Genomic DNA, 25,815 nt, shown 5'->3' on the forward strand with positions numbered 1-25,815 from the left:
CGACCGCAGCCATCCGTTGGGAACCGCACCGGGGAATTACCGCGAACGATCAGGAATCAAGCAAGAACCCCGTCGCGCAAGATGATAGCGCGGGCGCCGCGGAGCCGGCTTTGCCGGTCCGCCAGCGCCGCCCCCTCAGGGGGCCCGCGTCAGGGGGGTTGGGGATGGGCCTGGCCTTGCCGCTCAGGCCAGCTTCCACTCGTGGCGGAACGCCTGCGGCGCCTCCGCCTGCGATTCGTAGGTGATCAGTTCCCAGGCATCGCGCTGCTCCAGCAGCGCGCGGGCCAGCTGGTTGTTCAGGCCGTGGCCCGACTTGCACGCGACATAGCGCGCCACCAGGGGCTTGCCCAGCAGATACAGGTCGCCGATGGCGTCCAGGATCTTGTGTTTTACAAATTCGTCGTCGTAGCGCAGACCGTCGCTGTTGAGCACGCGGTACTCGTCCATGACGATGGCGTTGTCCAGGCTGCCGCCGCGGGCCAGGCCCATGGAGCGCAAGGCCTCGACTTCGTTGACGAAACCGAAGGTGCGCGCGCGGGCGATTTCACGCACGTACGAATGCGTGGCGAAATCGATCTCGGCGAAATTGGCCGTGGAGTCGATGGCGGGGTGGCGGAAATCAATCGAAAACGCCAGCGCATAGCCTTCGTGCGGTTCCAGCCGGGCCCACTTCTCGTTGCGGCCTTCGCCTTCGCGCACTTCCACCGGCTTCAGGACGCGGATGAATTGCTTGGGCGCGTTCTGTTCGACGATGCCTGCCGAGCGCAGCAGGTAGACAAACGTGGCCGCACTGCCGTCCATGATGGGGACTTCTTCGGCAGTGAGGTCGATATGCAGGTTGTCGATGCCCAAGCCGGCCAGCGCCGACATCAGGTGTTCCACCGTCGACACGCGGACATTGCCTTGCTGCAGCACCGATGCCATGCGCGTGTCGCCCACGCCCGTGGCCTGCGCGGGCAGGTCCACGACCTGCGGCAGGTCGATGCGGTGGAAAACGATGCCCGTATTCGGTTGTGCCGGGCGCAAGGTGAGCTCGACCCGCCGTCCGGAGTGGACGCCGACGCCTGTCGTGCGGACGAGATTTTGAATGCTGCGCTGTCGGAACATGAGACTTGGGTGTTTTGAGCCAGGAAGCCGGCAAGAAGACGAGCAGATTGCCGGCGTAACTGACGTATTGTAACTCTGTCCGATCCCTGGCGCCATTTGGCGTCCGGACCGACCGATACCTCCGTCCCTTATTGAAACCGTGCAAGGGAAACACGGACCGCTCCGCCTCCGGCCTGCCTGTGGGGACAGGCAAGCCGGAGATGAGGGAGTGCGTTTAGAGCCCGAAACGGGCTCTCAAGTTCAATCCGCCTGCTTGCGCAGGAATGCCGGGATGTCGAAATGATCCATGCCCGAGCTTTCCAGAGCACGCACCTGGGCCGACGCCTGGCTGCGCGGATTGCGCATGACAGACGGCATGTCCAGGTTGCGGTAATCGCCTTGACCGCCAGCCGGCATCGCGCCCATGGGCATGTTGTCGGTGCCGGTACGCAGCACTTCAGCGGTGTTCTGCACCAGCTGCGGACGCGCTTGCGCACGGCCCAGGCCGGTCGCAACTACGGTCACGCGCAGGTTTTCACCCATGGACTCGTCATAGGCGGTGCCGAAGATCACGGTCGCGTCGTCCGAAGCGTAGCTGCGGATCGTTTCCATGATTTCGCGCGTTTCGCGCATCTTCAGCGAGCGGCTGGCGGTGATGTTGACCAGCACGCCGCGAGCGCCGTTCAGGTCCACGCCTTCCAGCAGCGGGCAAGCAATCGCGTGCTCGGCAGCCACGCGGGCGCGGTCTGCGCCCGAAGCCGACGCCGTGCCCATCATGGCCTGGCCCTGCTCGCCCATGATCGTCTTGACGTCTTCGAAGTCGACGTTGACGTTGCCTTCGACGTTGATGATTTCGGCGATGCCCGCGCAAGCGTTGTGCAGGATGTCGTCGGCCGAACGGAAGCAGTCTTCCTGCGTCGCGTCCTCGTCCATCAGTTCATAGAGGTTCTCGTTGAGCACCACGATGAGCGAATGCACGTGCTTGGCCAGTTCCGAGATACCGTCCTCGGCCATCTTCAGGCGCTTGTTGCCTTCGAAGGTGAAAGGCTTGGTGACCACGCCCACGGTCAGGATGCCCAGTTCCTTGGCGACTTCGGCCACGACCGGACCTGCGCCGGTGCCGGTGCCACCGCCCATGCCGGCGGTGATGAAGACCATGTGCGCGCCGTTCAGCGCGGCACGGATCTCCTCGCGCGCGGTCTCAGCCGACGCGCGTCCCTGCTCGGGCTTGGCGCCCGCGCCCAGGCCGGTGCGGCCCAGACGGATCTGCACCGGGGCGTTGGTCGCCGCCAGTGCCTGCGCATCGGTGTTGGCGCAGATGAAATCCACGCCGTGCACACCGCTGCGAATCATGTGCGCCACGGCATTGCCGCCCGCACCGCCCACACCAACGACCTTGATAACGGTCCCTTTGGTGTTGTTCTCAAGCATCTCAAAGTTCATCATGATGACTCCCTCACAAGTCCGATTTCGCAAATCACAAAAATTCCCCAACCAACCTATGTTTTGTGAATCGCCTCAAACTCGTCGCCGGACGGGCCCGCAACGGGTTTGAAGCGCCTCCCCTCTTCTGGCCCGGTCCGCAATACCGCTGCGAACCGCACCAAGGACAGGCCCCAACCTGCCCTTTACAACTCAGTTCATGAACCATTCCTTCATGCGCGCCAGCAGGCTCTTGAAGTTGCCTGTCTGGGCGGCGACCTTGCGGCCGCGCACGCGCTGCATTCTTGCTTCCTGCAACAAGCCCATCACCGTCGAGAAGCGCGGATTGCGCATCACGTCGGCCAGGCTGCCTTCGTATTCGGGCACAGCCACGCGCACCGGCTTGAGGAACACGTCCTCCGCCAGTTCGATCATGCCGGGCAGTTGCGCCGAACCGCCGGTCAGGACCACGCCGGAAGCCAGCAGGTCCTCGTAGCCGGAGTCGCGCACGACCTGCTGCACCAGCGTGAACAGTTCTTCGACGCGCGGCTCGATCACGGCGCCCAGCGCCTGGCGCTTGACCTGGCGCGGGCCGCGGTCGCCCAGGCCGGGCACTTCCACGGATTCGTCGGGGCTGGCCAGCACCTGCTTGGCCACGCCGTAGCGCAGCTTGATTTCCTCGGCATCGGGCGTCGGCGTGCGCAGCATCGCGGCGATGTCGTTGGTGATCTGGTCGCCGGCGATGGGCAGCACGGCGGTGTGGCGGATCGCGCCGCCGGTGAAGATGGCCACGTCGGTGGTGCCGCCGCCGATGTCGACCAGCACGACGCCGAGTTCCTTTTCATCGGCGGTCAGCACGGCCAGGCTCGAGGCCAGGGGCTGCAGGATCAGGTCCTGCACTTCCAGGCCGCAGCGGCGCACGCACTTCACGATGTTCTGGGCGGCGCTGACCGCGCCGGTCACGATGTGCACGCGCACTTCCAGGCGCAGGCCGCTCATGCCGATGGGCTCGCGGATGTCTTCCTGGCCGTCGACGATGAACTCCTGCGTCAGCACGTGCAGCACCTGCTGGTCGGTCGGGATGTTCACCGCCTTGGCGGTCTCGATGACGCGGGCAACGTCGGTGGCGGTGACTTCCTTGTCCTTCACGGCGACCATGCCGCTGGAATTGAAGCTGCGGATATGGCTGCCGGCAATGCCGGTGTAGACGTCGCGAATCTTGCAATCTGCCATCAGCTCGGCTTCTTCAAGCGCGCGCTGAATGGAATTCACAGTGGTCTCGATATTGACGACCACGCCCTTGCGCATGCCGCGCGATTCGTGCTGGCCGAGGCCCAGCACTTCGAATCGCCCTTCAGGCAAAATTTCAGCCACCACAGCCACCACCTTGCTGGTGCCGATATCGAGGGCGACGATAAGGTCCTTGATGTCACGGGTCATGGCGTTAGCGTTTCTTGGGAGGTTTCGGTATGGATTTGGATTTGGTTTCCGACGGCGGCAACGGGGCCAGCGCCAGGGCGAAACCATTGGGATAGCGCAAATCGGCCTGCGTCACGGTGCGCCCTTCCAGGCGCCCCGCCACGGCGGGCCACGCCTGCACAAAACGTTGAATGCGGGCCGCGAACGGCAGAGCGCCGGGCAGGCCATGCGGATCCGGCGCATCGGCGCCCGGATCGCGGCCCAGGTCCAGCGACATGCCGTTGGACAACACCACGCGCCAGGCGTAGCGCGGACTCAGGTCCAGCTGCGTGACGTGCATGTCCAGCGGGGCGAACCAGCGCGCCAATTCGGCGTAGCGCTGCACGACCAGCGACTCGGTGCCTTCCGGACCGGAGAACTGCGGCAGAACGGTCTCGTCGTCCACCTCGCCCGTGTTGGCCGTGAACGCCTCGCCCCAGGTGTTGATCATCTGGTTCTCGTTCCACAACGCCAGGGGCTGCTGTTCCTCGATCCGCACGCGCAACACATTGGGCCAGATCCGCCGCACGGTGGCGTGCCGGACCCACGGCACCGATTCGAAGATCTCGCGCGCTTCGTCCAGGTCCACCGTGAAGAAATTGCCCTTGAAGCGGCCCGCGATCGCCGATCGCACCGCCCCCGTGGACACGTAGTGCAGCTCGGTGTCCGGCATCGATTCCAGCTCGATGGCCTGCAGCGTGAAGAACGGGCGTTGCGCCACCCACACCACACCCGCGACGAGCATGGCGCAAACCGCCAGCACGGCCAGCGTGTTGGCGATCAGGTTGGTGGTGCGAGCGTCGTTCCACACAGAGTATCCGGGTCAAGCGTTGCGGGCCGGACTGCGCACTTTGCACGCAGCCTCGGACAAGATCGCCACGCACAGATCGGCGTAGCTGATTCCCACCGCCTTGGCGGCCATGGGAACGAGTGAATGGCTGGTCATGCCAGGCGAGGTATTCATTTCAAGCAGCCACGGCCGGTTGTCGCGGTCGAGGATGAAATCGGCGCGGCCCCAGCCTTCGCAGCCCAGCGCCTGATAAGCCTTGACCGCGATCTCGGCGACTTCCGCGGCCACTTCGGGCGGCAGCGTGGCCGGGCAGAAATACTGCGTGTCGTCGGAGAAGTACTTGTGCTCGTAGTCGTAGTTGCCGCCGGGCGCGGCGATCTCGATGACGGGCAGCGCGCGCGCGGTCTTGCCGCCGCCCAGCACCGCCACGGTCAGCTCGCGACCGGTGATGAACTGCTCGGCCAGCACTTCGGCGTCGAAACGCGCGGCCGCGGCATAGGCTTCCTTCATGTCGGAATAGCCCACCACCTTGGTAATGCCGACCGTCGAGCCTTCATGCGGCGGTTTGATGATCAGCGGCAGGCTCAGGCGGTCCGGTACCAAGCGCAGCTCGGTGTCGGCGTCCAGCAATTCGAAGTCGGGCGTGGGCAGGCCGTGCTGCAGCCACACGCGCTTGGTCATGGTCTTGTCCATGGCAAGCGCGGAGGCCAGCGGACCGCTGCCGGTATAGGGGATGCCCAGCAGTTCCAGGGCGCCCTGGATGGTGCCGTCTTCGCCGTAGCGGCCGTGCAAGGCAATGAACACGCGGTCAAAACCCTGGGCGGCCAGCTCGGAGAGGCTGCGCTCGCCCGTGTCGAACAGGTGCGCGTCGACGCCGGCGCTGAGCAGCGCCTGGTGCACGCCCGTGCCCGACATCAAGGACACTTCGCGCTCGGCGGATCGTCCGCCGTACAACACACCGACCTTGCCGAATTGCGTGTTCATGCCAGTTCTCCAACTTGAGCGGGGACCTTGCTGATCGAACCCGCTCCCATCACTATCACCACGTCGCCATCGCGCACGAAATCCACGATGGCCTGCGGCAGTTCCGTCACGTCCTCGACGAACACCGGCTCGACCTTGCCGGCCACACGCAGGGCGCGCGACAAGGCTCGGCCGTCCGCCGCCACCAGTGGCGGTTCGCCCGCGGCGTAGACCTCGGTCAGCAACACCGCGTCGGCCGTGCCCAGCACGCGCACGAAATCCTCGAAGCAGTCGCGGGTACGCGTGTAGCGGTGCGGCTGGAAGGCCAGCACGATGCGGCGGTCGGGCCAGGCGCCGCGCGCGGCGGCCAGCGTCGCGGCCATTTCCACCGGGTGATGGCCGTAATCGTCGATCACCGTGAAAGTGCCGCCGCCATGACTGGCCGGCACAGGGAATTCGCCCGTCTGCGTGAAGCGGCGGCCCACGCCATGGAAGGACGACAGCGCCTCGCAGATGGCTGCATCGGCCACGCCCAGCTCGGTCGCCACGGCGATCGCGGCCAGCGCGTTGCGCACGTTGTGCAGGCCCGGCAGATTCAGTTCGACCTGCAGCGGCGGCAGCAGGGTGTCGCGATGCGTGCGCTGCACGTTGAAGCGCATGCGCGTGCCTTCCGGCTGCACTTCGTAGGCGCGCACCTGCGCCTCTTCGTTCAGGCCGTAGGTCGTGATGGGCCGCGAGACAAAAGGCATGATCTCGCGCACATTGGCGTCGTCCGAGCACAGCACCGCGCTGCCGTAGAACGGCAGGCGCTGCGTGAACTCGATGAAAGCGCTCTTCAGGCGCGCCACGTCGTGCCCGTAGGTGTCCATGTGATCGGCATCGATGTTGGTCACGATGGCCATCACCGGCAGCAGGTTCAGGAACGAGGCATCCGATTCGTCGGCTTCGACCACGATGTAGTCGCCCTGCCCCAGCCGCGCATTGGCGCCGGCCGAATTCAGGCGGCCGCCGATCACGAAGGTCGGATCCAGGTCGCCAGCGGCGAGCACGCTGGCCACCAGGCTGGTCGTGGTCGTCTTGCCGTGCGTGCCGGCGACGGCAATGCCGCGCTTCAGGCGCATCAGCTCGGCCAGCATGATGGCGCGCGGCACCACCGGGATGCGGGCGGCGCGGGCGGCGATCACCTCGGGATTGTCGCCCGCCACCGCGGTGGACGTGACGATGGCGGCGGCGCCCGTGACGTTGCTGGCCACGTGGCCGATTGCGATCTTCATGCCCAGGCCGGCCAGGCGGCGCGTCACCGCCGACTCGTTCAGGTCGGAACCGCTGATGGTGTAGCCCAGGTTGAGCAGCACCTCGGCAATGCCGCTCATGCCCGAGCCGCCGATGCCTACGAAATGGATGTGTTGAATTCTGTGTTTCATGATGCGCGCCCCGCTGCTTGTTCACAGACGTCGGCGATATGGGCCGCGGCTTCGGGGCGCGCATGCGCGCGGGCCCGTTCGGCCACGGCTTGGAGTTCTTGTCGAGAGCGTTGGCCCAGCCACTGCGCCAGCCATTCGGGCGTCAGGCCGGTCTGCGGCTGCAGCCAGGCAGCCTGCGCGTCGCTCAGAAAGCGCGCGTTGGCGGTCTGGTGGTCGTCGATGGCATGCGGGAACGGCACGAACAGGGCTGCGACGCCCGCCGCGGCCACTTCGGACACCGTCATGGCGCCCGCGCGGCAGATCAGCAGATCGGCTTCGCCCATGGCGCCCGCCATGTCATCGATAAATGCGCGGCAGTCGGCTTCCACGCCCGCCTGGGCGTAGGCCTGCTGCAGCGCGGGCAAATGTTGCTCGCCGGCCTGGTGCACCACCACCGGCCGGTTTTCCTGCGGCAGGCGCGCCAGCGCCTGCGGCAAAGTCGTGTTCAGCGCCTGGGCGCCCAGGCTGCCGCCCACGACCAGCACGCGCAGCGGGCCGCTGCGGCCGGCGTAGCGCGCGGCCGGGTCCGGCAACGCGCACAGGTCCGCGCGCACCGGATTGCCCATGGCCTCGCCCTTGGGCAGCACGCCGGGAAAGCCGCTCAGCACGCGGCGGGCCATCCTGGCCAGCCACTTGTTGGCGGTGCCGGCCACGGCATTCTGTTCATGCACCACCAGCGGCGTGCCGCGCAGCGCCGCAATGACGCCGCCCGGGAAAGCGACGTAGCCGCCCATGCCCAGCACCACGTCGGGCCGCACGTCGGACAGGCGCGACCACGCTTGCCCGAATGCGCGCAGCAACAGAAACGGCAGCTTCAGCAGCGCCGAAGCACCCTTGCCGCGCACGCCCTGGAAACGCAGCGGAACCAGCTCGATGCCGCGCGGCGGCACCAGCCGGCCTTCCATCTTTTCAGGATTGCCCAGCCACAGCACGCGCCAGCCGCGCTCGCGCAGCACATCAGCCACGGCCAGGCCCGGCATGATGTGTCCGCCGGTACCGCCAGCCATGATCAGAATGGTGCGAGAGGCCGTCATACCCGCCCTCCACGCATCATGACGCGGTTTTCCACGTCGACCCGGATCAGCATGGCCAGCGCGCACAGGTTCATCACGATGCCCGAACCGCCATAGCTCATCAGGGGCAGGGTCAGGCCCTTGGTGGGCAGCAGGCCCAGGCAGACGCCCATGTTGATGAAGGCCTGCACGCCAAACCACATCGCCACGCCATGCGCAACCAGGCCCGCGAAGGTGCGTTCCATGGCGATGGCCTGGCGGCCTATGTCGAAACCGCGATAGACGATGATGGCGAACAGGGTGATGACCAGCATCACGCCCGCAAAGCCCAATTCCTCGCCCACCACCGCCATCAGGAAGTCTGTGTGCGCTTCCGGCAGGTAATGGAGCTTCTCGACGCTGGCGCCCAGGCCCACGCCCAGCCATTCGCCACGACCCAGAGCGATCAGCGAATGCGACAACTGGTAGGCGCTACCGTAGGCATTGTCTTCGTTCCAGGGATCCAGATACGCGAACAGGCGCGCCCGACGCCACGGCGACAGCCAGATCAACATCAGGAAAGTGCCGACCAGCACGGCCAGCAGGCTGCTGAAGTACTTGCCGTTGATCCCGCCCAGGAACAGGATGCCGATCGCGATCGCCACGATCACCATGAAAGCGCCCAGGTCAGGCTCCAGCAGCAGCAGCATGCCGACGCCGGCCAGCGCAAACGCCATCGGCAGGAAGCCGCGGGCAAAGGCCTGCATGTGCTCTTGCTTGCGCACGGTGTAATCGGCAGCGTAGAGCAGCGCAGCCAGCTTCATCAGTTCGGAGGGCTGGAAGTTCAGCGGACCCAGCGGGATCCAGCGGTGCGCGCCGTTGACCTCGCGGCCGATGCCGGGGATCAGCACCGCCACCAGCAGCACCATCGCCACCACGAACAGCGGCACCGCCAGGCGTTGCCACACGCGGATCGGCACCGCCAGCACCACCGCCGCGCCCACCAGGCCGGCGCTGATGAACAGGCCGTGGCGGATCACGAAGTAGTAGCGGCCATATGAGGCATAGCGCGGGCCGTCGGCCAGCGCGATCGACGCCGAATACACCATCAGCAGGCCGAGCAGCAGCAAGGTCGACGCCGCGATGACCAGCGGCAGATCGAAATTGCGCATGCGGGTACGGCCGGGCCGTACGGCGTTGACGCTGGCGGTGAGATCGGCGATCAGGCTCATGCGATCTCTCCACGGTCGCGGGCCAGGTCTTCGACCTCTTCCACGAACACCTGTCCGCGGTGCGGATAGTTGCGGAACATGTCCAGGCTGGCGCAAGCGGGCGACAGCAGCACGGCATCGCCCGGCTGGGCCAATTCAGCGGCGCCGCGCACGGCGTCGCGCAGGGTTTCAACCGTCACGCACTGCACGCCGGTCGACGCCAGCACGCGGCCGATCTCGGGGCCGTCCTGGCCGATCAGCATCACGGCACGCGCATGCTGCGCCACCACGGGAATCAGCGGCGAGAAATCCTGGCCCTTGCCCTGGCCGCCGGCGATCAGCACGACTTGCTGGCCCAGGCCTTCCAGCGCGGCCACAGTGGCGCCCACGTTGGTGCCCTTGCTGTCATTGATGTAGTCGACGCCGCCGATCGTGCGCACGAAGGCCGCGCGATGCTGTTCGCCCGTGTACTCGCGCAAGGCGCGCAGCATCGGCCCCCAGCCCAGGTCCAGGCAGCGCGCCAACTGCAACGCGGCCAGCGCGTTCAAGGCATTGTGGATGCCGCGGATACGCAAGGCGTCCACCGGCATCAGGCGGCTCATACGGCCCTTGGCGCGCGTCGGTTCGGGCGCGTCCTTCTTGCGGCGCACCGGCGGCGCGGGTTCATCGAAATCGTTGGGTTCGCAGGCCACCAGCCAGGCCACGCCCTGGCCCAGCTCCAGGCCCATGTCGCCGACCAGCTCCGGCACGTCACGGCCGAAGCTGCGCACGTTCAGCGCGTTCAGCGTGGCGACCATGTCCACGGTGTACGGATCGTCGCGGTTGACGATGGCCACGCGGGCCATCTTCAGCAGGCGGGCCTTGGCCTGCGCGTAGGCTTCCATGCCGCCGTGCCAGTCCAGGTGATCCTGGGTGACGTTCAGCACCACGGCCGCGTCGGCCATCAGCGAGCGCGTGGTTTCCAGCTGGAAGCTGGACAGCTCCAGCACCCAGACCTGCGGCAGCGATTCGGCGTCCAGCGCTTCCATCAGCGCGGCCAGCGCCGCGGGGCTGATATTGCCCGCAGCCACCGCCGACAGGCCGCTGGCCTCGACCAGCTGGCGCGTCAGCGCGGTGACTGTGGTCTTGCCGTTGGTGCCGGTCACGGTCAACAGGCGCGGCCGGTACTCGCGCGTCTCGGCCAGATCGGCCAAAGCGCGCGCAAACAATTCGATCTCGCCGACGACCTCGATGCCGCGGGCCTCGGCCTCGCGCAGCAGCTCGGCCGCGGGTGCCTGGGAGGGCGCCAAGCCGGGGCTCAGCACGACCTGATTCACGCCGTCCAGCAGCGCCGTGTCGAAGGACTCGTCGCAGCCCAGGCGGTACTCCACTTCGCTTTGCGCCAGTGATTCGCGCAGCGCGGCCAGCCCGCCCGGTTCGGCGCGCGTGTCGGCCACGCGCAGGCGGGCACCCAGGCGGGCGCACCAGCGAGCGGCGGCGACACCCGTCTCGCCCAATCCGAGGATCAGGACGAGCGGCGCGTCTGCGCGGGAGGTTTCCATCGTATTCATCGCAACTTCAGGGTAGAGAGGCCAATCAGCACCAGCATCATGCTGATGATCCAGAAACGCACGACCACCTGGGTTTCTTTCCAGCCGCCCACTTCAAAGTGATGATGCAACGGGGCCATGCGGAAAATGCGTCTACCTGTTCCATAACGTCGCTTCGTGTACTTGAACCATGTCACTTGCATCATCACGGAAAGGGTCTCGACCACGAACACGCCGCCCATGATGAAGAGCACGATTTCCTGGCGCACGATGACCGCGATGGTGCCCAGCGCGCCTCCCAAGGCAAGCGCGCCGACGTCGCCCATGAAGACCTGGGCCGGATACGCGTTGAACCATAAAAATGCCAGCCCGGCGCCGCCAATCGCGGCGCACAGCACCATCAATTCCGCCGCTCCCGGGATGTAGGGGAACAGCAGGTACTTGGAATAGTCCACGCGGCCGACCACGTAGGCGAAGATACCCAGTGCGCTGCCCACCATGACGGTAGGCATGATGGCCAGGCCGTCCAGGCCGTCGGTCAGGTTCACGGCATTGCTGGTGCCGACGATGACCGCCCAGGTCAGCGCCACGAAACCGAGCACGCCCAGCGGATAGCTCACGCTCTTGAAGAAAGGCACGATCAAGTCGGCGCGCGTCGGCAAAGACATCGTGAAACCGCTGCCCACCCAGGCCTTGAACAAGGGCCACAGTTCGGTATTGGCCGGCGCCGACACGGCAAACGCCAGATACACCGCGGCCACCATCCCGATGGTGGCCTGCCAGAAGAACTTCTGCCGCGCGGGCATGCCTTCCGGATCGCGATAGACCACCTTGCGGTAGTCGTCCATCCAGCCGATCCAGCCGAAGCCGAAGGTCACCAGCAACACCACCCACACGAAGCGGTTGGTCCAGTCCGCCCACAGCAGCGTGCTGATGGCGATGGAAATGAGGATGAGCACACCGCCCATGGTGGGGGTACCGGTCTTGACCAGATGGGTTTCCGGACCGTAGGAGCGCACGGCCTGGCCGATCTTCATCTCGGTCAGTTTGCGAATCACGCGCGGACCCGCCACCAGGCCAATCAACAGCGCGGTCGCGCATGCCAGAACAGCGCGCAGGGTGATGTATTCGAACACCCCCAGTGCGCGCACATCGTCAGACAGCATGCGGGCGATTTCAAGCAGCATTCTGCTCTCCCTGCCCCTTGGCCGTCACACCTTCATTCGTAGAAAAAGCCGTCACTACCCGCTCCATGCGCATAAAGCGCGATCCCTTTACCAATACGCAGGACGCGCGCAAGCCGCGCATTGCGGCAACCACTTCGTCTACCGATGCGCAGGCGTGTGCGCCCACTCCGAATGCGGCCGCGGCCGCCCGGCTGGCTTCGCCTAGCGTGATGAGCGCGTCGAGCCCTTGCTCACGCGCGTAATTGCCCACCTCGACATGCATGGCGGGGCCGTTGTCCCCGACCTCGCCCATGTCGCCCAGCACCAGGACGCGCTTGCCGGCCATGCGGGCCAGCACGTCCACGGCTACGCGAACCGAGTCGGGGTTGGCATTGTAAGTGTCATCAATGAGCAACGTTCCGTCACTCATACTCTTGTGCTGCATGCGACCCGCGACCGGGCTGAAACCTGCCAGGGCGCGCACCGCGCCGTCCAGCGGCGCCCCCGCCGCGATCGCGCTGGCAATGGCGGCCAGCGCATTGCGCAGGTTGTGCAGGCCCGGCACCGGCAGCGCCAGGTCGGCGACGCCCACCGGCGTCACCACACGGCAGCGGGTGGCGTTCACGTCAGCCAGGATCTGCTCGGCGTACACGTCCAGGCCGGGCTGCAGGCCGAAACGCAACACGCGGCGCGGCTCGGCCAGGGCATCCCAGATCGCCGAATACGGTTCGTCGCCGGGATATACGGCAACGCCATCCTCGGGCAGCGCCGCGATGGCGGCGCCGTTCTCGTGCGCCACCGCTTCCACGCTATGCATGAATTCCTGGTGTTCGCGCTGAGCGTTGGTGACCAGCGCCACCGAGGGCGCCGCGATCGCGGCCAGTTGCGCGATCTCGCCGGGGTGGTTCATGCCCAGTTCGAATACGGCCGCGCGGTGCTCCGGCCGCAGGCGCAGCAGAGTCAGCGGCACGCCGATGTCGTTGTTCAGGTTGCCCGCGGTCGCCAGGCGGCCCGCTTCACCCTGCCACTCGGCCAGCATCGCCGAGATCATTTCCTTGGTCGTGGTCTTGCCGTTGCTGCCGGTCACCGCCACCACGGGCAGCGTGAACCGCGCGCGCCACGCAGCGCCGATGCGCATCAACGCGACGCGGGTGTCGCCCAGCACCAGCTGCGGCAGCCTGGCGTCGGGCACGGCGTGCGCCACCACGGCCGCGCACGCACCGCGCGCTTCGGCTTGATCCAGATAGTTATGGGCGTCAAAGTTCTCGCCCACCAGCGCCACGAACAATTCGCCTTCGCCGATACGGCGGGTGTCGGTCGACACGCCCTTGACCTGCGGCAGCAGCAGCGCCAGCCGCGCCCATTCCCGGTCATCGAAAGGCAGCTTCTCGCCCCCGATGTCCTGGTAGGTTTCATGACCCTTGCCGGCCAGCAGCACCACATCGTCGGGCGTCGCGGCCCAGATGGTCTGCATGATGGCGCGCGCGCGGTCCACTTGCACGTCGGGCTTCACGCTGTCCGGGATGCCCGTCAGGATCTGTTCGACGATGGCTTCAGGCGACTCGGTGCGCGGGTTGTCGCTGGACACGACCACATGGTCGGCCAGGTCCGCCGCGATGCGGCCCATCACGGGACGCTTGCCCGGATCCCGCTCGCCGCCGCAGCCGAACACGCAGATCAAGCGGCCCGATCGCGCGGTCGCAACGGCGCGCAAGGCGGTCAGCGCCCGCGACAACGCATCCGGGGTATGGGCATAGTCCACCACCACCAGCGGGCCGCGGCCCGTGCTGGCCTGGGTGCTGTGCGCCACCGGCTCGACGGTTTGCAGACGGCCGTCGACGGGGTCCGTCGCGGCCAGTTCGCGCGCGATCTGCGCAAACGGCAGGCCCAACTGATACAGCACGCCCGCTACCAGCAGCAGGTTCGATACATTGTGCGCGCCCAGCAGGCGCGTCACGATCTGGGCTTCGCCATGCGGCGACACCAGCGTGAAGATCTGACCCTGCGCGGTGGCCTGGAGATCGCGCGCGCGCATGGCGGCGGGAATGTCCTGCGCTTCGCTCAGGCTGTAGCCCATTGCCATGCCTGCCGGCAGATCGGCAATCAGGCGGCGGCCGGCTTCGTCGTCGGCATTGATCACGGCGGCGGTCAGGCCCGGCCAGCGGAACAGGCGCGCCTTGGCGGCTTCGTACCGTTCCATCGTGCCGTGGTAATCGAGGTGATCGCGCGTCAGGTTGGTGAAGGCGGCCAGCGCAACGCGCACGCCATCCATCCGGCCCTGCTCGATGCCGATGGAAGACGCTTCCATGGCCACGGCCTTGGCGCCGGCGTCGCGCATGGCGGCCAGCGTACGGTGCACGGTCAAGACGTCCGGCGTCGTCAGGTCGCCGCCCAGCGTCTGCCCGTCGGGCAGCACGGCGCCCAGGGTGCCGATGGTGCCGCAGGGCTTGTCATTGCGGCTCAGCGCGTGCGCAATCCATTGCACCGACGACGTCTTGCCGTTGGTGCCAGTTACCGCCACCACCGCCAGCTCGGCCGAGGGCCGGCCGTACCAGGTGTCGGCCAACTCGCCCAGCAGGGCGCGCAGGCCAGTCACCGGCAGCATCGCGGCCCGGTCCGCCACGGCCGCGACGGCATCGTTGGCGGGGGCTTCGAACAACACCGCGCTGGCGCCCAGCGCCAACGCCTTCTCTATATAGAGACGTCCGTCGCTGGACAGGCCCGGGCAGGCGACGAACACATCGCCCGGCTCGATATCGCGGGAGTCCAGTTTGAGGTGCGCGGTCAACGACACGCGCGAATGCAACCACGCCACGGTTTCGGCAACCGTGGCGACAGGGTTGGAGAGGAAGCCTTTGGCGCTCATCTGCCTGGCTCCTTGAGACCAGCAACAATTGTGGATTCGAAGGGCGCGTCCGGGCGCACCCCCATCAGCCGCAAGCTCCCCCCCACGATCTGGGAGAACACGGGCGCGGCGATGGCGCCGCCGTAATAGCCGCCGATCGTCGGCTCGTCGATGGACACGGCCACGACGATCTTCGGATCGGACACCGGAGCGAAGCCCACGTAGGAGCTCCGATAGCGCTGCATGCTGTATTTGCCGTCGACGATCTTGCGCGCCGTGCCGCTCTTGCCGGCGACGCGGTAGCCCTGCACCTGGGCAGCCTTGGTGCCTTCGGGGCCGGCGGCCGCTTCCAGCATGCCGCGCACCATTTCAGTCGTCTTGGGCGTGTAGATCTTGACGCTGGTGGGATCGCTGTCGCGCTTGACCAGGGTCAGCGACACCATGTCGCCGTTGCGGGCGAAAACGGTATAGGCGCGCGCCACCTGCAGCAGCGACACCGACAGGCCGTAGCCGTAGGCCATGGTGGCCTTTTCGATCAGGCGCCAACGATCCCAGGGACGCAGGCGTCCGGGCGCCGCGCCGGGAAATCCCACCTGGGGCGCCTGGCCCAGGCCAAGTTCGGTAAAGCGGTCCCACATTTCGCGGGATTCCAGCTTCTCGGAGATCATCGTCATACCAATGTTGCTGGACTTGCGCAGCACGCCGGCCACGTCCAGCGTGCCGTTGCGGCTCACATCGCTGATCGTGCTGCCCTGATACTGGAATCGGCCGTTGCCGGTTTCGAACAGGGTCTTGGTGCTGATGCGACCCAGGTCCAGCGCCAACGCGGCGGTGAACGGCTTCATGATCGAGCCCGGCTCGAAGGTGTCGGTGATGGCCTGGTTGCGCAGCTTGGAACCGTGGAAGGTCTCGCGCTTGTTCGGATCGAAGGTCGGCACGTTGGCCAGGGCCAGGATCTCGCCCGTATGCACGTCCACGACCACGGCGGTCGCGCCCTTGGCCTGGTGCTTGTCCATGGCGTCCTTCAACGCCTTGAACACCAGATACTGCAGACGCGTGTCGATCGACAGGCGCAGGTCGCGGCCATCCACCGGCAGGGTCACGGCCTGCACATCTTCAATCACGCGGCCGAGCCGGTCCTTGATGACGCGGCGGCTGCCGGGACGGCCGGACAACTGCTGGTTGAACGTCAGCTCGACGCCCTCCTGCCCCTGATCCTCGACGCTATTGAAACCCACCACGTGAGCCATCACGTCGCCGTCCGGGTAGTAGCGGCGGGTCTCGGGCTGCTGGTGCACGCCGGGCATGCCCAATTGTTTGATCTTGTCGGCCACGTCCATGGAGACCTGGCGCTTCAGGTAGACGAAGTTCTTGTCTTCGTCGACCAGGCGGTGACGCAGGTCGGCCGGCGGCGTTTCCAGCAGCTTCGCCAGCGTGTCCATCTGCGCCGGGGTAGCCTGCTTGGCGTCTTCCGGAATCGCCCAGATGGCGCGCGCCGGCACGCTGGAGGCCAGCACCGCGCCGTTGCGATCCATGATCTTGCCGCGCGTCGCGGCCAGGGTCAGCGTGCGCTCATAGCGCCGCTCGCCCTGCTGCTGCAGGAATTCGGTGGACAGCCCCTGCAGGAACAGGGCGCGGCCGGCCAGCACGGTGAACCCGCCGAACAGCAGGATCAGCACCAGGCGCGCGCGCCAGGTGGGCAATTGCCCGCGCAGCACGGGGTTATCGAAGAAGGGGACGCGTTTCATTGCGCGCCTCCGGTGGCGGAAGCGGGCGGCTGGTTCAAGTACAGCGTGCGATCCGGAACGATGGAGATCATCTTCAGGCCATCGCGCGCGATGGCGTCGACCCGCGCGTTGCGGGCCAGTTCGGCGCGGTCCAGCTGCAGGCGCCGCCAGTTGGTTTCCAGGTCGCGAGCCTGCGCCTGATCACGTCCCAGCTCGATGAAGAGCTGGCGCGACTGATACCGGCTGGTGACCAGGGAAATGGCCGACAGCATCAGCAAAGCCGCAACGATCAGGTTGACGCGACCCATTAGCGGCGCCCTCCCTTGCCGCGACGCGGCGGGGGTGCCAGGTCGCTGCCCGGCAGCGAACCGATCTTCACGAACGCGAAGCCGCCCTCGGCGGGCAGCGGCGTCTCGGTACGTTCGGCTACGCGCAAGACGGCGGAACGGGCGCGGGCGTTGGCCGAGACTTCGTCGTCTTCGGCCAGCACGCGGCCCAGGGAGCGCAGGACCGGCTGGGGCATTTCGCTTTCGCGCAGGGGCAGGCGCGCATGCGCGGCGGCCGGACGAGCCGCCGCCGCGATGCACTGCTTGACCATGCGGTCTTCAAGCGAATGAAAGCTGATCACCGCCAACCTCCCTCCCGGGGCGAGCAGGTCTAGAGCTGCCGCGAGGGTGCGCGCGAGCTCTTCGAGTTCCCGATTGATGTAAATCCGTAGAGCTTGAAAGGTGCGTGTGGCCGGATGTTGCCCCTTTTCGCGCGTGCGGACGGCGCTGGCGACGCACTCGGCAAGCTCGAGCGTGGTGCGCAGCGGCCTTGTTGCGCGGCGAGCAGCAATCGCCTTTGCAACCTGAAAAGCAAACCGTTCTTCGCCATAATCCGCTATGACCTCCCGCATCTCATCCACACTGGCTTGCGCCAGCCAATCCGCCACCGTGGGACCACGAGTGGTGTCCATCCGCATATCGAGCGGGCCGTCTCGCATGAACGAGAAACCACGCTCAGCGTCATCGATCTGAGGCGAGGAAACGCCCAGATCCAGCATCACGCCATCGACCTTGCCGATGCCGAGCTGCTCCAATTCTTCGGCCATGGTGGCAAAGCCGCCATGCACCACGGTGACCCTCGGGTCCGCTGCCGCCAGTTGCCTGGCTACGGCGATCGCCTCCGGATCCTTGTCGAACACCACCAGCCTGGCGCTCGGGCCCAGGCGGCCAAGCAGTTCGCGGCTGTGCCCGCCACGCCCGAAGGTGCCGTCGACGAAGACGCCGCCTTCCGCCCGCGTAGCCGCAGCCGGCCCGGCCTGCTGATGCGACCGTGCCGCGCCCTTGCCGCCGAAGTCAGGCAGCAATAGCGCGTCCACCGTCGGCTCCAGCAGAACGGGCCGATGTTCGAATTCCATAACTTTTTCAGAACGAAAACTGATTCAACACATCCGGCATACCCTTGGCCAGGTCCTCAGCCTCGCGGCTGGCCAGAGTAGCGGCGTCCCACAGCTCGAAGTGCGCGCCCAGACCGAGCAGCATCACATCGCGCGTCATACCGGAAGCGTTGCGCAGTTCAGGAGCGATCAGGACCCGGCCGGAGCCATCCAGTTCCACGTCCTGAGCGTTGCCCAGCAACAGCCGCTGCAACGCGCGCGCCGTCATGGGAAAGGCGGCAATCTGCTCGCGCTTCTTTTCCCACTCGGGCCGCGGGTAGACCAGCAAGCAGCCGTCAGGGTGGCGTGTCAGGGTCAGCCGGCCATCGGCCTGCGACATGAGCGCGTCACGGTGCCGGGTCGGAATCGAGATCCGTCCCTTGGCATCCAGCGTGAGCGCGCTGCTTCCCTGAAACACCACTTTTACCCCACTTAATTGCACAATTTCCTACTATTTCCCACTCTACGGTATGGGATCGGGGCGGTCAAGCGCGTGGTTGCAATTTTTTCAATCACAACAAGGACTTAGATCAATATGTAAATCCGCAAAAAGAAAAACCTCCCAATAAATCAGGAGGTTGCGGCACTATCTAAAAGTCCTTCTTCAGAAGTGGCGGCTAACAATGCCTTTGCATTGTTTTACGGTCGGTCGTTTGCTCCGGTTGGCAAGGCTTCCAGCCGGGCCCGCCGATTTGAGCGGCCCCAAAAATGGTCCGGCCCGGCCAGCGCGACGCCAGGTTCCAGCCAGGACCAGGCTCGCGTTGCGAATGAGTTGCAAGACGGGTCTATAGGCCGGATTCTGTACACCAGGTTTCCCTGGCGGACGATCATTCCTCTGGACGGATCATTGCTGAGCCGCTCTAGCCATCTACCCGCATGCTTGGACGGGCCGCCCTACGCGGTCCGAAGACCGCACGCATGCCTATTTGATGTTGCTCCGGATAGAGGTTGCCGCGTTTCACCCTGCGATGCCGCCGCCCGTTGCCGGACGGCGCGATACGGAGGTGGCCGTATCTGTGCGCGCGATGCACGCCCGCCCCGCAGACTCGTCTCTGTGGCCCTATTCCTCAACCGCGCCCGAAGACGCGGCCGGACGGCCGTTAGCCGTTACCCTGCCCTGTGGAGTCCGGACCTTCCTCGATGGATTCGCATCCACCGCGATCGTCCGACCCGCCTTGCGGTGCGTATTCTATTACACCCGCCAGCTCCGTCCCCGAAGAAGCCGCGACACTAGCCGTGCAAACGGCGTTACGGGGTTCCTGCGACAATACGCCTTGATTCGCTCAGACGCCGCAGACAATACCCATCACATGGCCCTTGCTACTCTCATCACCCTTACCGACATCCAGCTGGCCTATGGCCACCACCCGCTGCTGGACCACGCCGATTTCGCCATCCAGGCCGGCGAGCGCATCGGCCTCATCGGCCGCAATGGCGCCGGCAAGTCCTCGCTGCTGAGACTGCTGGACGGCAGGACCCAGCCCGACGACGGCGACATCGCCCGCAGTTCGGGTCTGCGCGTGGCCACGGTCGAACAGGAACCCGAACTGGACGAAAACGCCACCGTCTTCGATGTGGTCTGCAATGTCGAGGGCGATCATGAAGACTGGCAGCGCCCCTCGCGCGTGCGCTCGGTGCTCGAAAAACTCGGCCTGCCCGCGGACGTACAGATCGCCGGCCTGTCCGGCGGCACGCGCAAGCGCGTCGCGCTGGCGCGCGCCCTGGTCGATGAGCCGGACCTGCTGCTGCTGGACGAACCCACCAACCACCTGGACTTCGAAGGCATCGCCTGGCTGGAAGACATGCTGCGCACCTGGAAAGGCGCCGCCGTCATCATCACCCACGACCGCCGCTTCCTGGACGCAGTGGCTACCCGCATCGTCGAACTCGACCGCGGGCGCCTGCTGAGTTTTCCCGGCAACTTTTCGCAGTGGCAGGAGCGCAAGGCCCAGTGGCTCGAATCCGAGCGCCTGGAACAAGCGCGCTTCGACAAGCTGCTGGCGCAGGAAGAAGTCTGGATCCGCAAGGGCGTCGAGGCCCGCCGCACCCGCAACGAAGGCCGCGTGCGCCGCCTGGAACGGCTGCGGGTCGAACGCGCCGAACGCCGCGAACGCGTCGGCGACGTCTCGCTCGCGCTGGCCGAGGGCCAGCGCTCCGGCAAGCTGGTCGCCGAACTCGACCACGTGAACAAGGCCTTCGGCGACAAGATCGTGGTGGACGACTATTCCACCACCATCCTGCGCGGCGACCGCATCGGCATCATCGGCCCCAACGGCGCCGGCAAGACCACCCTGCTCAAGCTGATCCTGGGCGAGATGCAACCCGACAGCGGCACGACGCGGCTGGGTACCAACGTCGCGGTCGCGTACTTCGACCAGATGCGCGCGCAGCTGGACGAAAACGCCACGCTCGTCGACATCATCAGCCCGGGCAGCGAATGGGTGGAAATCGGCGGCGCCCGCAAGCACGTCATGAGCTACCTCGGGGACTTCCTGTTCTCGCCCGCCCGCGCCGGCTCGCCCGTGCGCAGCCTGTCCGGCGGCGAACGCGCCCGCCTGCTGCTGGCGCGCCTGTTCGCCCGCCCTGCCAACGTGCTGGTGCTGGACGAACCCACCAACGACCTCGACATCGAAACGCTGGAACTGCTGGAAGAATTGCTGCAGGAGTACCAGGGCACGGTGCTGCTGGTCAGCCATGACCGCGCCTTCCTGAACAACGTCGTTACGCAGACCATCGCCTACGAAGGCAATGGCCGCTGGCGCGATTACGTGGGCGGCTACGATGAATGGGTCGCGCAGCGGCCCGCGCCCGCGGCCCCGGCCGAAGACGCAACCCCTGCCGCCCGGCCTGTCGACGATGCCGCCGCGCGCGCCAAGGCCGCCAAGCCCAAACCGGCCAAGTCGGCCAAGATGAACTCCTGGGAACTGCGCGAACTGGAAGGCCTGCCGGACGCCATCGCCGCCCTGGAGGCGCAACAAGCGGAACTTGCCGGCAAGCTCGCCGATGGCAGCCTCTACCGCGACGCGCCCGCCGAAGTCGAACGCATCAACGGCGAACTGGCCAAGCTGGAAAGCGAACTCGAAGAGCGCTTCGCCCGCTGGGAACTGCTGGAAGCGCGCCGCGAAGGCACGCTGTAATCAGCTTGTCTCTATATACATATAGAGGCGCATGAAAAATGCCCCCGAAATCCGGGGGCATTTCTTTTGTTCCGGACTTGCCGGACGGCGCAATTGCCTAGCCCCGCGCGCGCCAGGTCAGCGCTTCACCCGCAGCCAGCGGAACCAGCGTCGTGTTGCCGAACGCGACTTCCTCGGGCACCTGGTAGGCCTCGCGCACCAGCGTCAGCGTGCCGGTGTTGCGCGGCAGGCCGTAGAAGTCCGGGCCATGGAAACTGGCGAAGCCTTCCAGCTTGTCCAGCTTGCCGACCGCGTCGAAGGCGGTGGCGTACAGCTCCATCGCGTGCAATGCCGTGTAGCAGCCGGCGCAACCGCAAGCATGCTCCTTCAACCCGCGCGCGTGCGGCGCGCTGTCGGTGCCCAGGAAAAAGCGCGGACTGCCGCTGGTCGCCGCCTCGACCAGCGCAAGGCGGTGCGTTTCGCGCTTAAGCACCGGCAGACAGTAGAAGTGCGGCCGCACGCCGCCTTGGAAAATCGCATTGCGGTTGTACAGCAGGTGCTGCGGTGTGATCGTGGCTGCGATGGGACCTTCCGCGTCGCGCACGTATTCCGCGCCCTCTTTCGTCGTGATGTGTTCGAACACCACCTTCAAGGCGGGGAAGGCGCGGCGCAGCGGCTTCATCACGCGCTCGACAAAGATTGCTTCGCGGTCGAACAGGTCGATCGACGGATCCGTCACTTCGCCGTGCACCAACAACGGCATGCCGCATTTTTCCAGCGCTTCCAGCGCCTTCGTGCATTTGCCCAGCAGATCGGTCACGCCGGCATCGGAGTTGGTCGTGGCGCCTGCCGGATAAAGCTTCACGGCGTAGACCTGGCCCGACTCGTAGGCGCGGAAAATCTCTTCCGACGTGGTGTTGTCGGTCAGATACAGCGTCATCAACGGCGTGAAGGCATCGGGATTGCCGCCCGCCTTCTTCAAGGCCTCCAGAATGCGGCCACGATAGGCCAACGCCTGTTCGGTGGTCGTGACCGGCGGCTTCAGGTTGGGCATGATGATTGCGCGCGCGAACTGGCGCGCGGTATCCGCCACCACCGCCTCGAGGGCAGCGCCGTCGCGCAGATGCAGGTGCCAGTCGTCCGGCCGGGTGATGGTGAGCTGAGTCGTGTTTTGAGTAGACATGGAAAGGCTTCTTAATCTGCCAGCGGCATGCCCCGTTCGGCCAGCGCGCTGAACATCGCGCTGCCCAAGGGGATGACGGCATCGTTGAAATCAAAATGCGAGTTGTGCAGCACGCAGCCGGAATCGGCTCCGCCCTGGCCCAGGCGGAAGTATGCGCCTGGCTTGCTCTGCAACATGAAAGAGAAATCCTCGGAGCCCATCGAGGGCGTCAGATCGCGCACGACGTTCTCCTTGCCTATCATCTCGGTGGCGATGTCGGCCACCAGATTGGCGTGCTGCGGCGTGTTCAAGGTCGCAGGGTAGATCCGTTCGTAAGTGACCTCGGCAGTGCCGCCGAAAGCGCCCGCAATCGCGGACACCAACTCGCGCATGCGGGTCTCCACCATTTCCTGGACGGACTTGCGGAACGTGCGCACCGTGCCGACCATTCTCGCTTCGCGCGGAATCACGCTCATGGCGCCGGGATGCCCGGCCTGCAGCGATCCGATGGACACCACCGCCGAATCCAGCGGATTGACGTTGCGCGACACGATGGTCTGCAACGCCGTAATGATCTGCCCTGCGATGGTGACCGGATCGATGGTCTGGTAAGGATGCGCGCCGTGGCCGCCGCGCCCTGTGATCAGGATTTCGAAGCGATCGGCCGCGGCCATCATCGGCCCGGGGTTGATGCCTATCGTGCCCGGCTTCAGGCCCGGCCAGTTATGCAGCGCGTAGATCGCGTCGCACGGAAAGGTATCGAACAGGCCATCTTCCAGCATGGCGCGCGCGCCGCCGCGCCCCTCTTCCGCGGGCTGGAAGATCAGAACCGCGGTGCCATCGAAATTGCGCGTCTGCGACAGGTACTTGGCCGCGCCGATCAGTACCGCGGTGTGACCGTCGTGGCCGCAACCGTGCATCAGGCCAGGCTTGGTCGACTTGTGCCCGAAGTCGTTGTCTTCGGTCATGGGCAAGGCGTCCATGTCGGCACGCAGGCCTATCATGCGCCCGCTATCGCAGCGTTTGCCGCGGATGACGCCCACCACGCCAGTCTTGCCGATGCCGCGGTGCACCTCGATCCCCAGCGCCTCCAGCGCGCCCGCCACGATTCCGGAGGTCCGGACTTCCTCGAAGCCCAACTCGGGGTGCGCGTGCAAATCGCGCCGCAGCGCCGTCAATTCGTCATGAAAGAGGCGAATTGATTCCAAAGGAGATCGTGCGTACATAGGAGGTTACAGAATGACGATATAGAGGGGACAGTCTGTGCATTTTAGTTGCTACAGAGGATAAATGCCTTTGTCTTTACGAGAGAGACACGTTATGCTCCGGCCGCAGGACAATTTTTCCAACAGCCAGAGAAGGAGCGCCGCATTATGGCCACAACCTCCAAACCCGCGACCGCGCGCAAGCCGAACGCTGCATTCATGAAGCCCCTGACCCCCAGCGCCGAACTGGCCGCCGTCATCGGCTCGGAAGCCGTGCCGCGTACCGAGGTCACCAAAAAGATCTGGGAATACATCAAGAAGCACAACCTGCAAGATGCCAGCAACAAGCGCAACATCAACGCCGATGCCAAGCTGCGCCCGATCTTCGGCAAAGATCAGGTCACGATGTTCGAACTGACCAAGCTGGTCAACGCACATCTGAAGTAAGCAGGCAAAGGGCGTACCCCGTACGTCCCTGCCTTCATATCGTCGCGACGCCCCGGTTCATTCCTGGGCGAGCTCGCCTCCCCAGCGCAGCTTTCTCTCACCGCGACAGCCTCGCCGCAACCTCACCGGCACGGCCCGATTCCCCACACCAGCATTCCCCGAAAGCCAAGCCTGGCGCGCCTCTTCAGGCAGTTGGCATGGCTTCCTCACGGTCTCGCGGCCAGCATTCGGAAGCAACATGGATTGGCCCATGCGCGATGGCTGCACATGCTGCGGGCATGCATGTCATGCGTGAATAATCCTGCACCAGCAGAGGCCTTCGAAACGCTGAATCGCACTCAGCGCTTGTTCGCTGATGCCCGCACCTGCTGTCCAAGTACGGGCTGCAAGATCAGACTCAACAAAGCAAAAGGCCGGCATATGCCGGCCTTCTGTTTGAACGCGAGCCTTCAGGCGTAGGTAGTCGGCGCGGAGCCTTCCAGCAACGACAGCCAGCCCTTGATCAGGCGATACAGCACCCAGATCACGGTCGCGGCCAGGCCGATCCAGCCGATGAAGATGAGCGTCGCGATGCCGCTGATGGCCAGCCACAGCAGGGCCCACCAGAAGGTACGCAGCAGCCAGTCGAAATGAGCGGCATAGACGGTACCTGCGGCGTCCGAGCGCTTCAGGTACATCAGCACTACGGCCGCCAGCGTGGCGATGCCCAGGAAACCGCTCGTCAGGAAGCCCAGGGCGTACAAGCCATAGGCAACGTGGGTCAGCGTGCGCAGGTCTAACGTCGTTCCGGGCACGGGGGTCTGGGGATCACTCACGATAACGCTCCAACGAATTGACTCGGTCAATCTTACCGCACAAAGCTACCCCGCCCACGGCCGTTGTTATTTGTGCACATTCAATGCTGGCGCGGCTTGCAGCCTGATTGACGGTCCGCAACCACTCGCCCAAAAGCCCCAGCCGCCCGCAGCCGCGCCGACCGCTTGCTAGCTCATCGCACAACACCGCAAAAGAAAAAACCCCGCAGCGCGAGCTGCGGGGTTCCTGGAATCAAAGCCTGACAATGACCTACTTTCACGGACGTCCGTCCACTATCATCGGCGCAAAGGCGTTTCACTGTCCTGTTCGGGATGGGAAGGAGTGGGACCACCTTGCTATGGTTGTCAGGCGTAACTGCTTGAGTGCCTGCCCTATCGTGGGCAAACGCTCCAATCCTGTAGCGAGACCGATGCGCGTGCCTGGAGCAGATCTCGACAGGCGCCCGCAAGGGGCTCTCACAAAGACAAAACCCCACAGGGGTTACCTGTGGGGTTCTGCGGAATAAAAGCTTGACGATGACCTACTTTCACAGACGTCCGTCCACTATCATCGGCGCAAAGTCGTTTCACTGTCCTGTTCGGGATGGGAAGGAGTGGGACCAACTCGCTATGGTCGTCAAGCGTAACTGGTTGAGCGGCTGCGGTTAGGCAACTGCTCCAATCTTGGAAGAAACACAACGTGTGGCGATCAGAGTCAGACTCGATGATCACGCACGGTGGGGTGTAATTGGTGTTGGCTGGCTGCTGACGGTGCAGCCAGATTTTGTATTGAACGACACTTGGAACGCTACATCACCAGGTCATAACCATCAGTGTTATAGGATCAAGCCTCACGGGCAATTAGTATCGGTTAGCTTAACGCATTACTGCGCTTCCACACCCGACCTATCAACGTCCTGGTCTCGAACGACCCTTCAGGGGGATCAAGTCCCCGGGATACCTTATCTTCAGACGAGTTTCCCGCTTAGATGCCTTCAGCGGTTATCTCTTCCGTACTT

At 65.4% G+C, this 25,815-nt stretch carries 20 protein-coding genes, 3 rRNA genes and 1 other RNA gene; 2 read left to right on the forward strand and 22 right to left on the reverse strand.

Annotated features, from left to right (window positions below; translation table 11 throughout):
• Positions 1-183 precede the first annotated feature (183 nt).
• The 16 genes from lpxC to rnpB form a co-directional block, all read right to left on the reverse strand.
• The gene (lpxC, locus tag IB268_RS20310; RefSeq protein ID WP_192354717.1) at positions 184-1,107 is read right to left on the reverse strand and encodes a UDP-3-O-acyl-N-acetylglucosamine deacetylase; all 924 of its coding nucleotides are present in this window, start codon (positions 1,105-1,107) and stop codon (positions 184-186) included.
• Positions 1,108-1,347: 240 nt separating this feature from the next.
• A complete protein-coding gene (gene ftsZ, locus IB268_RS20315; RefSeq protein ID WP_054457598.1) occupies positions 1,348-2,532 on the reverse strand; it encodes a cell division protein FtsZ in 1,185 nt (394 codons plus the stop codon).
• Positions 2,533-2,721: 189 nt separating this feature from the next.
• Positions 2,722-3,948 (reverse strand): cell division protein FtsA, encoded by a 1,227-nt coding sequence (gene ftsA / locus IB268_RS20320; RefSeq protein WP_006217473.1) that lies wholly within the window; start codon positions 3,946-3,948, stop codon positions 2,722-2,724.
• 4 nt (positions 3,949-3,952) lie between these two features.
• The gene (locus IB268_RS20325; protein WP_054457599.1) at positions 3,953-4,777 is read right to left on the reverse strand and encodes a cell division protein FtsQ/DivIB; all 825 of its coding nucleotides are present in this window, start codon (positions 4,775-4,777) and stop codon (positions 3,953-3,955) included.
• 12 nt (positions 4,778-4,789) lie between these two features.
• Positions 4,790-5,740, reverse strand: coding sequence for a D-alanine--D-alanine ligase (locus IB268_RS20330; protein ID WP_054457600.1), 951 nt, complete (start codon positions 5,738-5,740; stop codon positions 4,790-4,792).
• Entirely contained in the window at positions 5,737-7,143 is a 1,407-nt protein-coding gene (gene murC / locus IB268_RS20335; protein WP_054457601.1) for a UDP-N-acetylmuramate--L-alanine ligase, read from the reverse strand. The genes IB268_RS20330 and murC overlap by 4 nt, the downstream gene beginning before the upstream one ends.
• Positions 7,140-8,216: an undecaprenyldiphospho-muramoylpentapeptide beta-N-acetylglucosaminyltransferase gene (gene murG / locus IB268_RS20340; RefSeq protein WP_054457602.1), complete on the reverse strand. Its 1,077-nt coding sequence runs from the start codon at positions 8,214-8,216 to the stop codon at positions 7,140-7,142. Before murG ends, murC begins: the two co-directional genes overlap by 4 nt.
• The gene (ftsW, locus tag IB268_RS20345; protein WP_042796415.1) at positions 8,213-9,406 is read right to left on the reverse strand and encodes a putative lipid II flippase FtsW; all 1,194 of its coding nucleotides are present in this window, start codon (positions 9,404-9,406) and stop codon (positions 8,213-8,215) included. The genes murG and ftsW overlap by 4 nt, the downstream gene beginning before the upstream one ends.
• A complete protein-coding gene (murD, locus tag IB268_RS20350; protein ID WP_192354718.1) occupies positions 9,403-10,935 on the reverse strand; it encodes a UDP-N-acetylmuramoyl-L-alanine--D-glutamate ligase in 1,533 nt (510 codons plus the stop codon). Before murD ends, ftsW begins: the two co-directional genes overlap by 4 nt.
• A complete protein-coding gene (gene mraY / locus IB268_RS20355; protein WP_042796413.1) occupies positions 10,932-12,101 on the reverse strand; it encodes a phospho-N-acetylmuramoyl-pentapeptide-transferase in 1,170 nt (389 codons plus the stop codon). The genes murD and mraY overlap by 4 nt, the downstream gene beginning before the upstream one ends.
• Entirely contained in the window at positions 12,091-14,946 is a 2,856-nt protein-coding gene (murF, locus tag IB268_RS20360; RefSeq protein ID WP_192354719.1) for a bifunctional UDP-N-acetylmuramoyl-L-alanyl-D-glutamate--2,6-diaminopimelate ligase MurE/UDP-N-acetylmuramoyl-tripeptide--D-alanyl-D-alanine ligase MurF, read from the reverse strand. Before murF ends, mraY begins: the two co-directional genes overlap by 11 nt.
• Positions 14,943-16,673: a penicillin-binding protein 2 gene (locus IB268_RS20365; protein WP_054457606.1), complete on the reverse strand. Its 1,731-nt coding sequence runs from the start codon at positions 16,671-16,673 to the stop codon at positions 14,943-14,945. The genes murF and IB268_RS20365 overlap by 4 nt, the downstream gene beginning before the upstream one ends.
• Entirely contained in the window at positions 16,670-16,960 is a 291-nt protein-coding gene (gene ftsL / locus IB268_RS20370; RefSeq protein ID WP_054457607.1) for a cell division protein FtsL, read from the reverse strand. Before ftsL ends, IB268_RS20365 begins: the two co-directional genes overlap by 4 nt.
• On the reverse strand, positions 16,960-18,054 hold the full coding sequence (rsmH, locus tag IB268_RS20375) for a 16S rRNA (cytosine(1402)-N(4))-methyltransferase RsmH (protein ID WP_054457608.1): 1,095 nt from the start codon (positions 18,052-18,054) through the stop codon (positions 16,960-16,962). Before rsmH ends, ftsL begins: the two co-directional genes overlap by 1 nt.
• A gap of 7 nt (positions 18,055-18,061) precedes the next feature.
• Complete coding sequence (mraZ, locus tag IB268_RS20380) at positions 18,062-18,490, reverse strand: division/cell wall cluster transcriptional repressor MraZ (RefSeq protein ID WP_006226256.1); 429 nt, start codon at positions 18,488-18,490, stop codon at positions 18,062-18,064.
• Between the two features lie 354 nt (positions 18,491-18,844).
• Positions 18,845-19,249, reverse strand: an RNA gene (rnpB, locus tag IB268_RS20385) — RNase P RNA component class A.
• Between the two features lie 133 nt (positions 19,250-19,382).
• Here rnpB and IB268_RS20390 point away from each other — a divergent pair.
• The gene (locus IB268_RS20390; protein ID WP_054457609.1) at positions 19,383-21,209 is read left to right on the forward strand and encodes an ATP-binding cassette domain-containing protein; all 1,827 of its coding nucleotides are present in this window, start codon (positions 19,383-19,385) and stop codon (positions 21,207-21,209) included.
• A gap of 97 nt (positions 21,210-21,306) precedes the next feature.
• Here IB268_RS20390 and pyrC read toward each other — a convergent pair whose 3' ends face one another.
• The gene (gene pyrC, locus IB268_RS20395) at positions 21,307-22,371 is read right to left on the reverse strand and encodes a dihydroorotase (protein ID WP_054457610.1); all 1,065 of its coding nucleotides are present in this window, start codon (positions 22,369-22,371) and stop codon (positions 21,307-21,309) included.
• An 11-nt stretch (positions 22,372-22,382) separates the two neighbouring features.
• Positions 22,383-23,576: a M20 aminoacylase family protein gene (locus IB268_RS20400; protein ID WP_054457611.1), complete on the reverse strand. Its 1,194-nt coding sequence runs from the start codon at positions 23,574-23,576 to the stop codon at positions 22,383-22,385.
• Between the two features lie 147 nt (positions 23,577-23,723).
• On the opposite strand from IB268_RS20400, the gene IB268_RS20405 reads away from it, so the two are divergent.
• Positions 23,724-24,002, forward strand: a complete 279-nt coding sequence (locus tag IB268_RS20405) for an SWIB/MDM2 domain-containing protein (RefSeq protein WP_006217453.1) — start codon at positions 23,724-23,726, stop codon at positions 24,000-24,002.
• Between the two features lie 449 nt (positions 24,003-24,451).
• Here the strand turns inward: IB268_RS20405 and IB268_RS20410 are convergent, their stop codons facing one another.
• The 4 genes from IB268_RS20410 to IB268_RS20425 form a co-directional block, all read right to left on the reverse strand.
• On the reverse strand, positions 24,452-24,817 hold the full coding sequence (locus IB268_RS20410) for a membrane protein (protein ID WP_013391517.1): 366 nt from the start codon (positions 24,815-24,817) through the stop codon (positions 24,452-24,454).
• 237 nt (positions 24,818-25,054) lie between these two features.
• A 5S ribosomal RNA gene (rrf, locus tag IB268_RS20415) occupies positions 25,055-25,167 on the reverse strand.
• Between the two features lie 158 nt (positions 25,168-25,325).
• A 5S ribosomal RNA gene (rrf, locus tag IB268_RS20420) occupies positions 25,326-25,438 on the reverse strand.
• Between the two features lie 198 nt (positions 25,439-25,636).
• A 23S ribosomal RNA gene (locus IB268_RS20425) occupies positions 25,637-25,815 on the reverse strand; the annotation flags it as partial.

It is taken from the genome of Achromobacter sp. ACM01 (genome assembly GCF_014851745.1).
In the GTDB taxonomy this organism is placed as follows: domain Bacteria; phylum Pseudomonadota; class Gammaproteobacteria; order Burkholderiales; family Burkholderiaceae_B; genus Achromobacter; species Achromobacter aegrifaciens.

What these genes read in the sequence shown, in the direction of transcription:
- lpxC (WP_192354717.1), bottom strand. Translation starts at nt 1,107, where the DNA reads ATGTTCCGACAGCGCAGCATTCAAAATCTCGTCCGCACGACAGGCGTC.
- ftsZ (WP_054457598.1), bottom strand. Translation starts at nt 2,532, where the DNA reads ATGATGAACTTTGAGATGCTTGAGAACAACACCAAAGGGACCGTTATC.
- ftsA (WP_006217473.1), bottom strand. Translation starts at nt 3,948, where the DNA reads ATGACCCGTGACATCAAGGACCTTATCGTCGCCCTCGATATCGGCACC.
- IB268_RS20330 (WP_054457600.1), bottom strand. Translation starts at nt 5,740, where the DNA reads ATGAACACGCAATTCGGCAAGGTCGGTGTGTTGTACGGCGGACGATCC.
- murC (WP_054457601.1), bottom strand. Translation starts at nt 7,143, where the DNA reads ATGAAACACAGAATTCAACACATCCATTTCGTAGGCATCGGCGGCTCG.
- murG (WP_054457602.1), bottom strand. Translation starts at nt 8,216, where the DNA reads ATGACGGCCTCTCGCACCATTCTGATCATGGCTGGCGGTACCGGCGGA.
- ftsW (WP_042796415.1), bottom strand. Translation starts at nt 9,406, where the DNA reads ATGAGCCTGATCGCCGATCTCACCGCCAGCGTCAACGCCGTACGGCCC.
- murD (WP_192354718.1), bottom strand. Translation starts at nt 10,935, where the DNA reads ATGAATACGATGGAAACCTCCCGCGCAGACGCGCCGCTCGTCCTGATC.
- mraY (WP_042796413.1), bottom strand. Translation starts at nt 12,101, where the DNA reads ATGCTGCTTGAAATCGCCCGCATGCTGTCTGACGATGTGCGCGCACTG.
- murF (WP_192354719.1), bottom strand. Translation starts at nt 14,946, where the DNA reads ATGAGCGCCAAAGGCTTCCTCTCCAACCCTGTCGCCACGGTTGCCGAA.
- IB268_RS20365 (WP_054457606.1), bottom strand. Translation starts at nt 16,673, where the DNA reads ATGAAACGCGTCCCCTTCTTCGATAACCCCGTGCTGCGCGGGCAATTG.
- ftsL (WP_054457607.1), bottom strand. Translation starts at nt 16,960, where the DNA reads ATGGGTCGCGTCAACCTGATCGTTGCGGCTTTGCTGATGCTGTCGGCC.
- rsmH (WP_054457608.1), bottom strand. Translation starts at nt 18,054, where the DNA reads ATGGAATTCGAACATCGGCCCGTTCTGCTGGAGCCGACGGTGGACGCG.
- IB268_RS20390 (WP_054457609.1), top strand. Translation starts at nt 19,383, where the DNA reads ATGGCCCTTGCTACTCTCATCACCCTTACCGACATCCAGCTGGCCTAT.
- pyrC (WP_054457610.1), bottom strand. Translation starts at nt 22,371, where the DNA reads ATGTCTACTCAAAACACGACTCAGCTCACCATCACCCGGCCGGACGAC.
- IB268_RS20400 (WP_054457611.1), bottom strand. Translation starts at nt 23,576, where the DNA reads ATGTACGCACGATCTCCTTTGGAATCAATTCGCCTCTTTCATGACGAA.
- IB268_RS20405 (WP_006217453.1), top strand. Translation starts at nt 23,724, where the DNA reads ATGGCCACAACCTCCAAACCCGCGACCGCGCGCAAGCCGAACGCTGCA.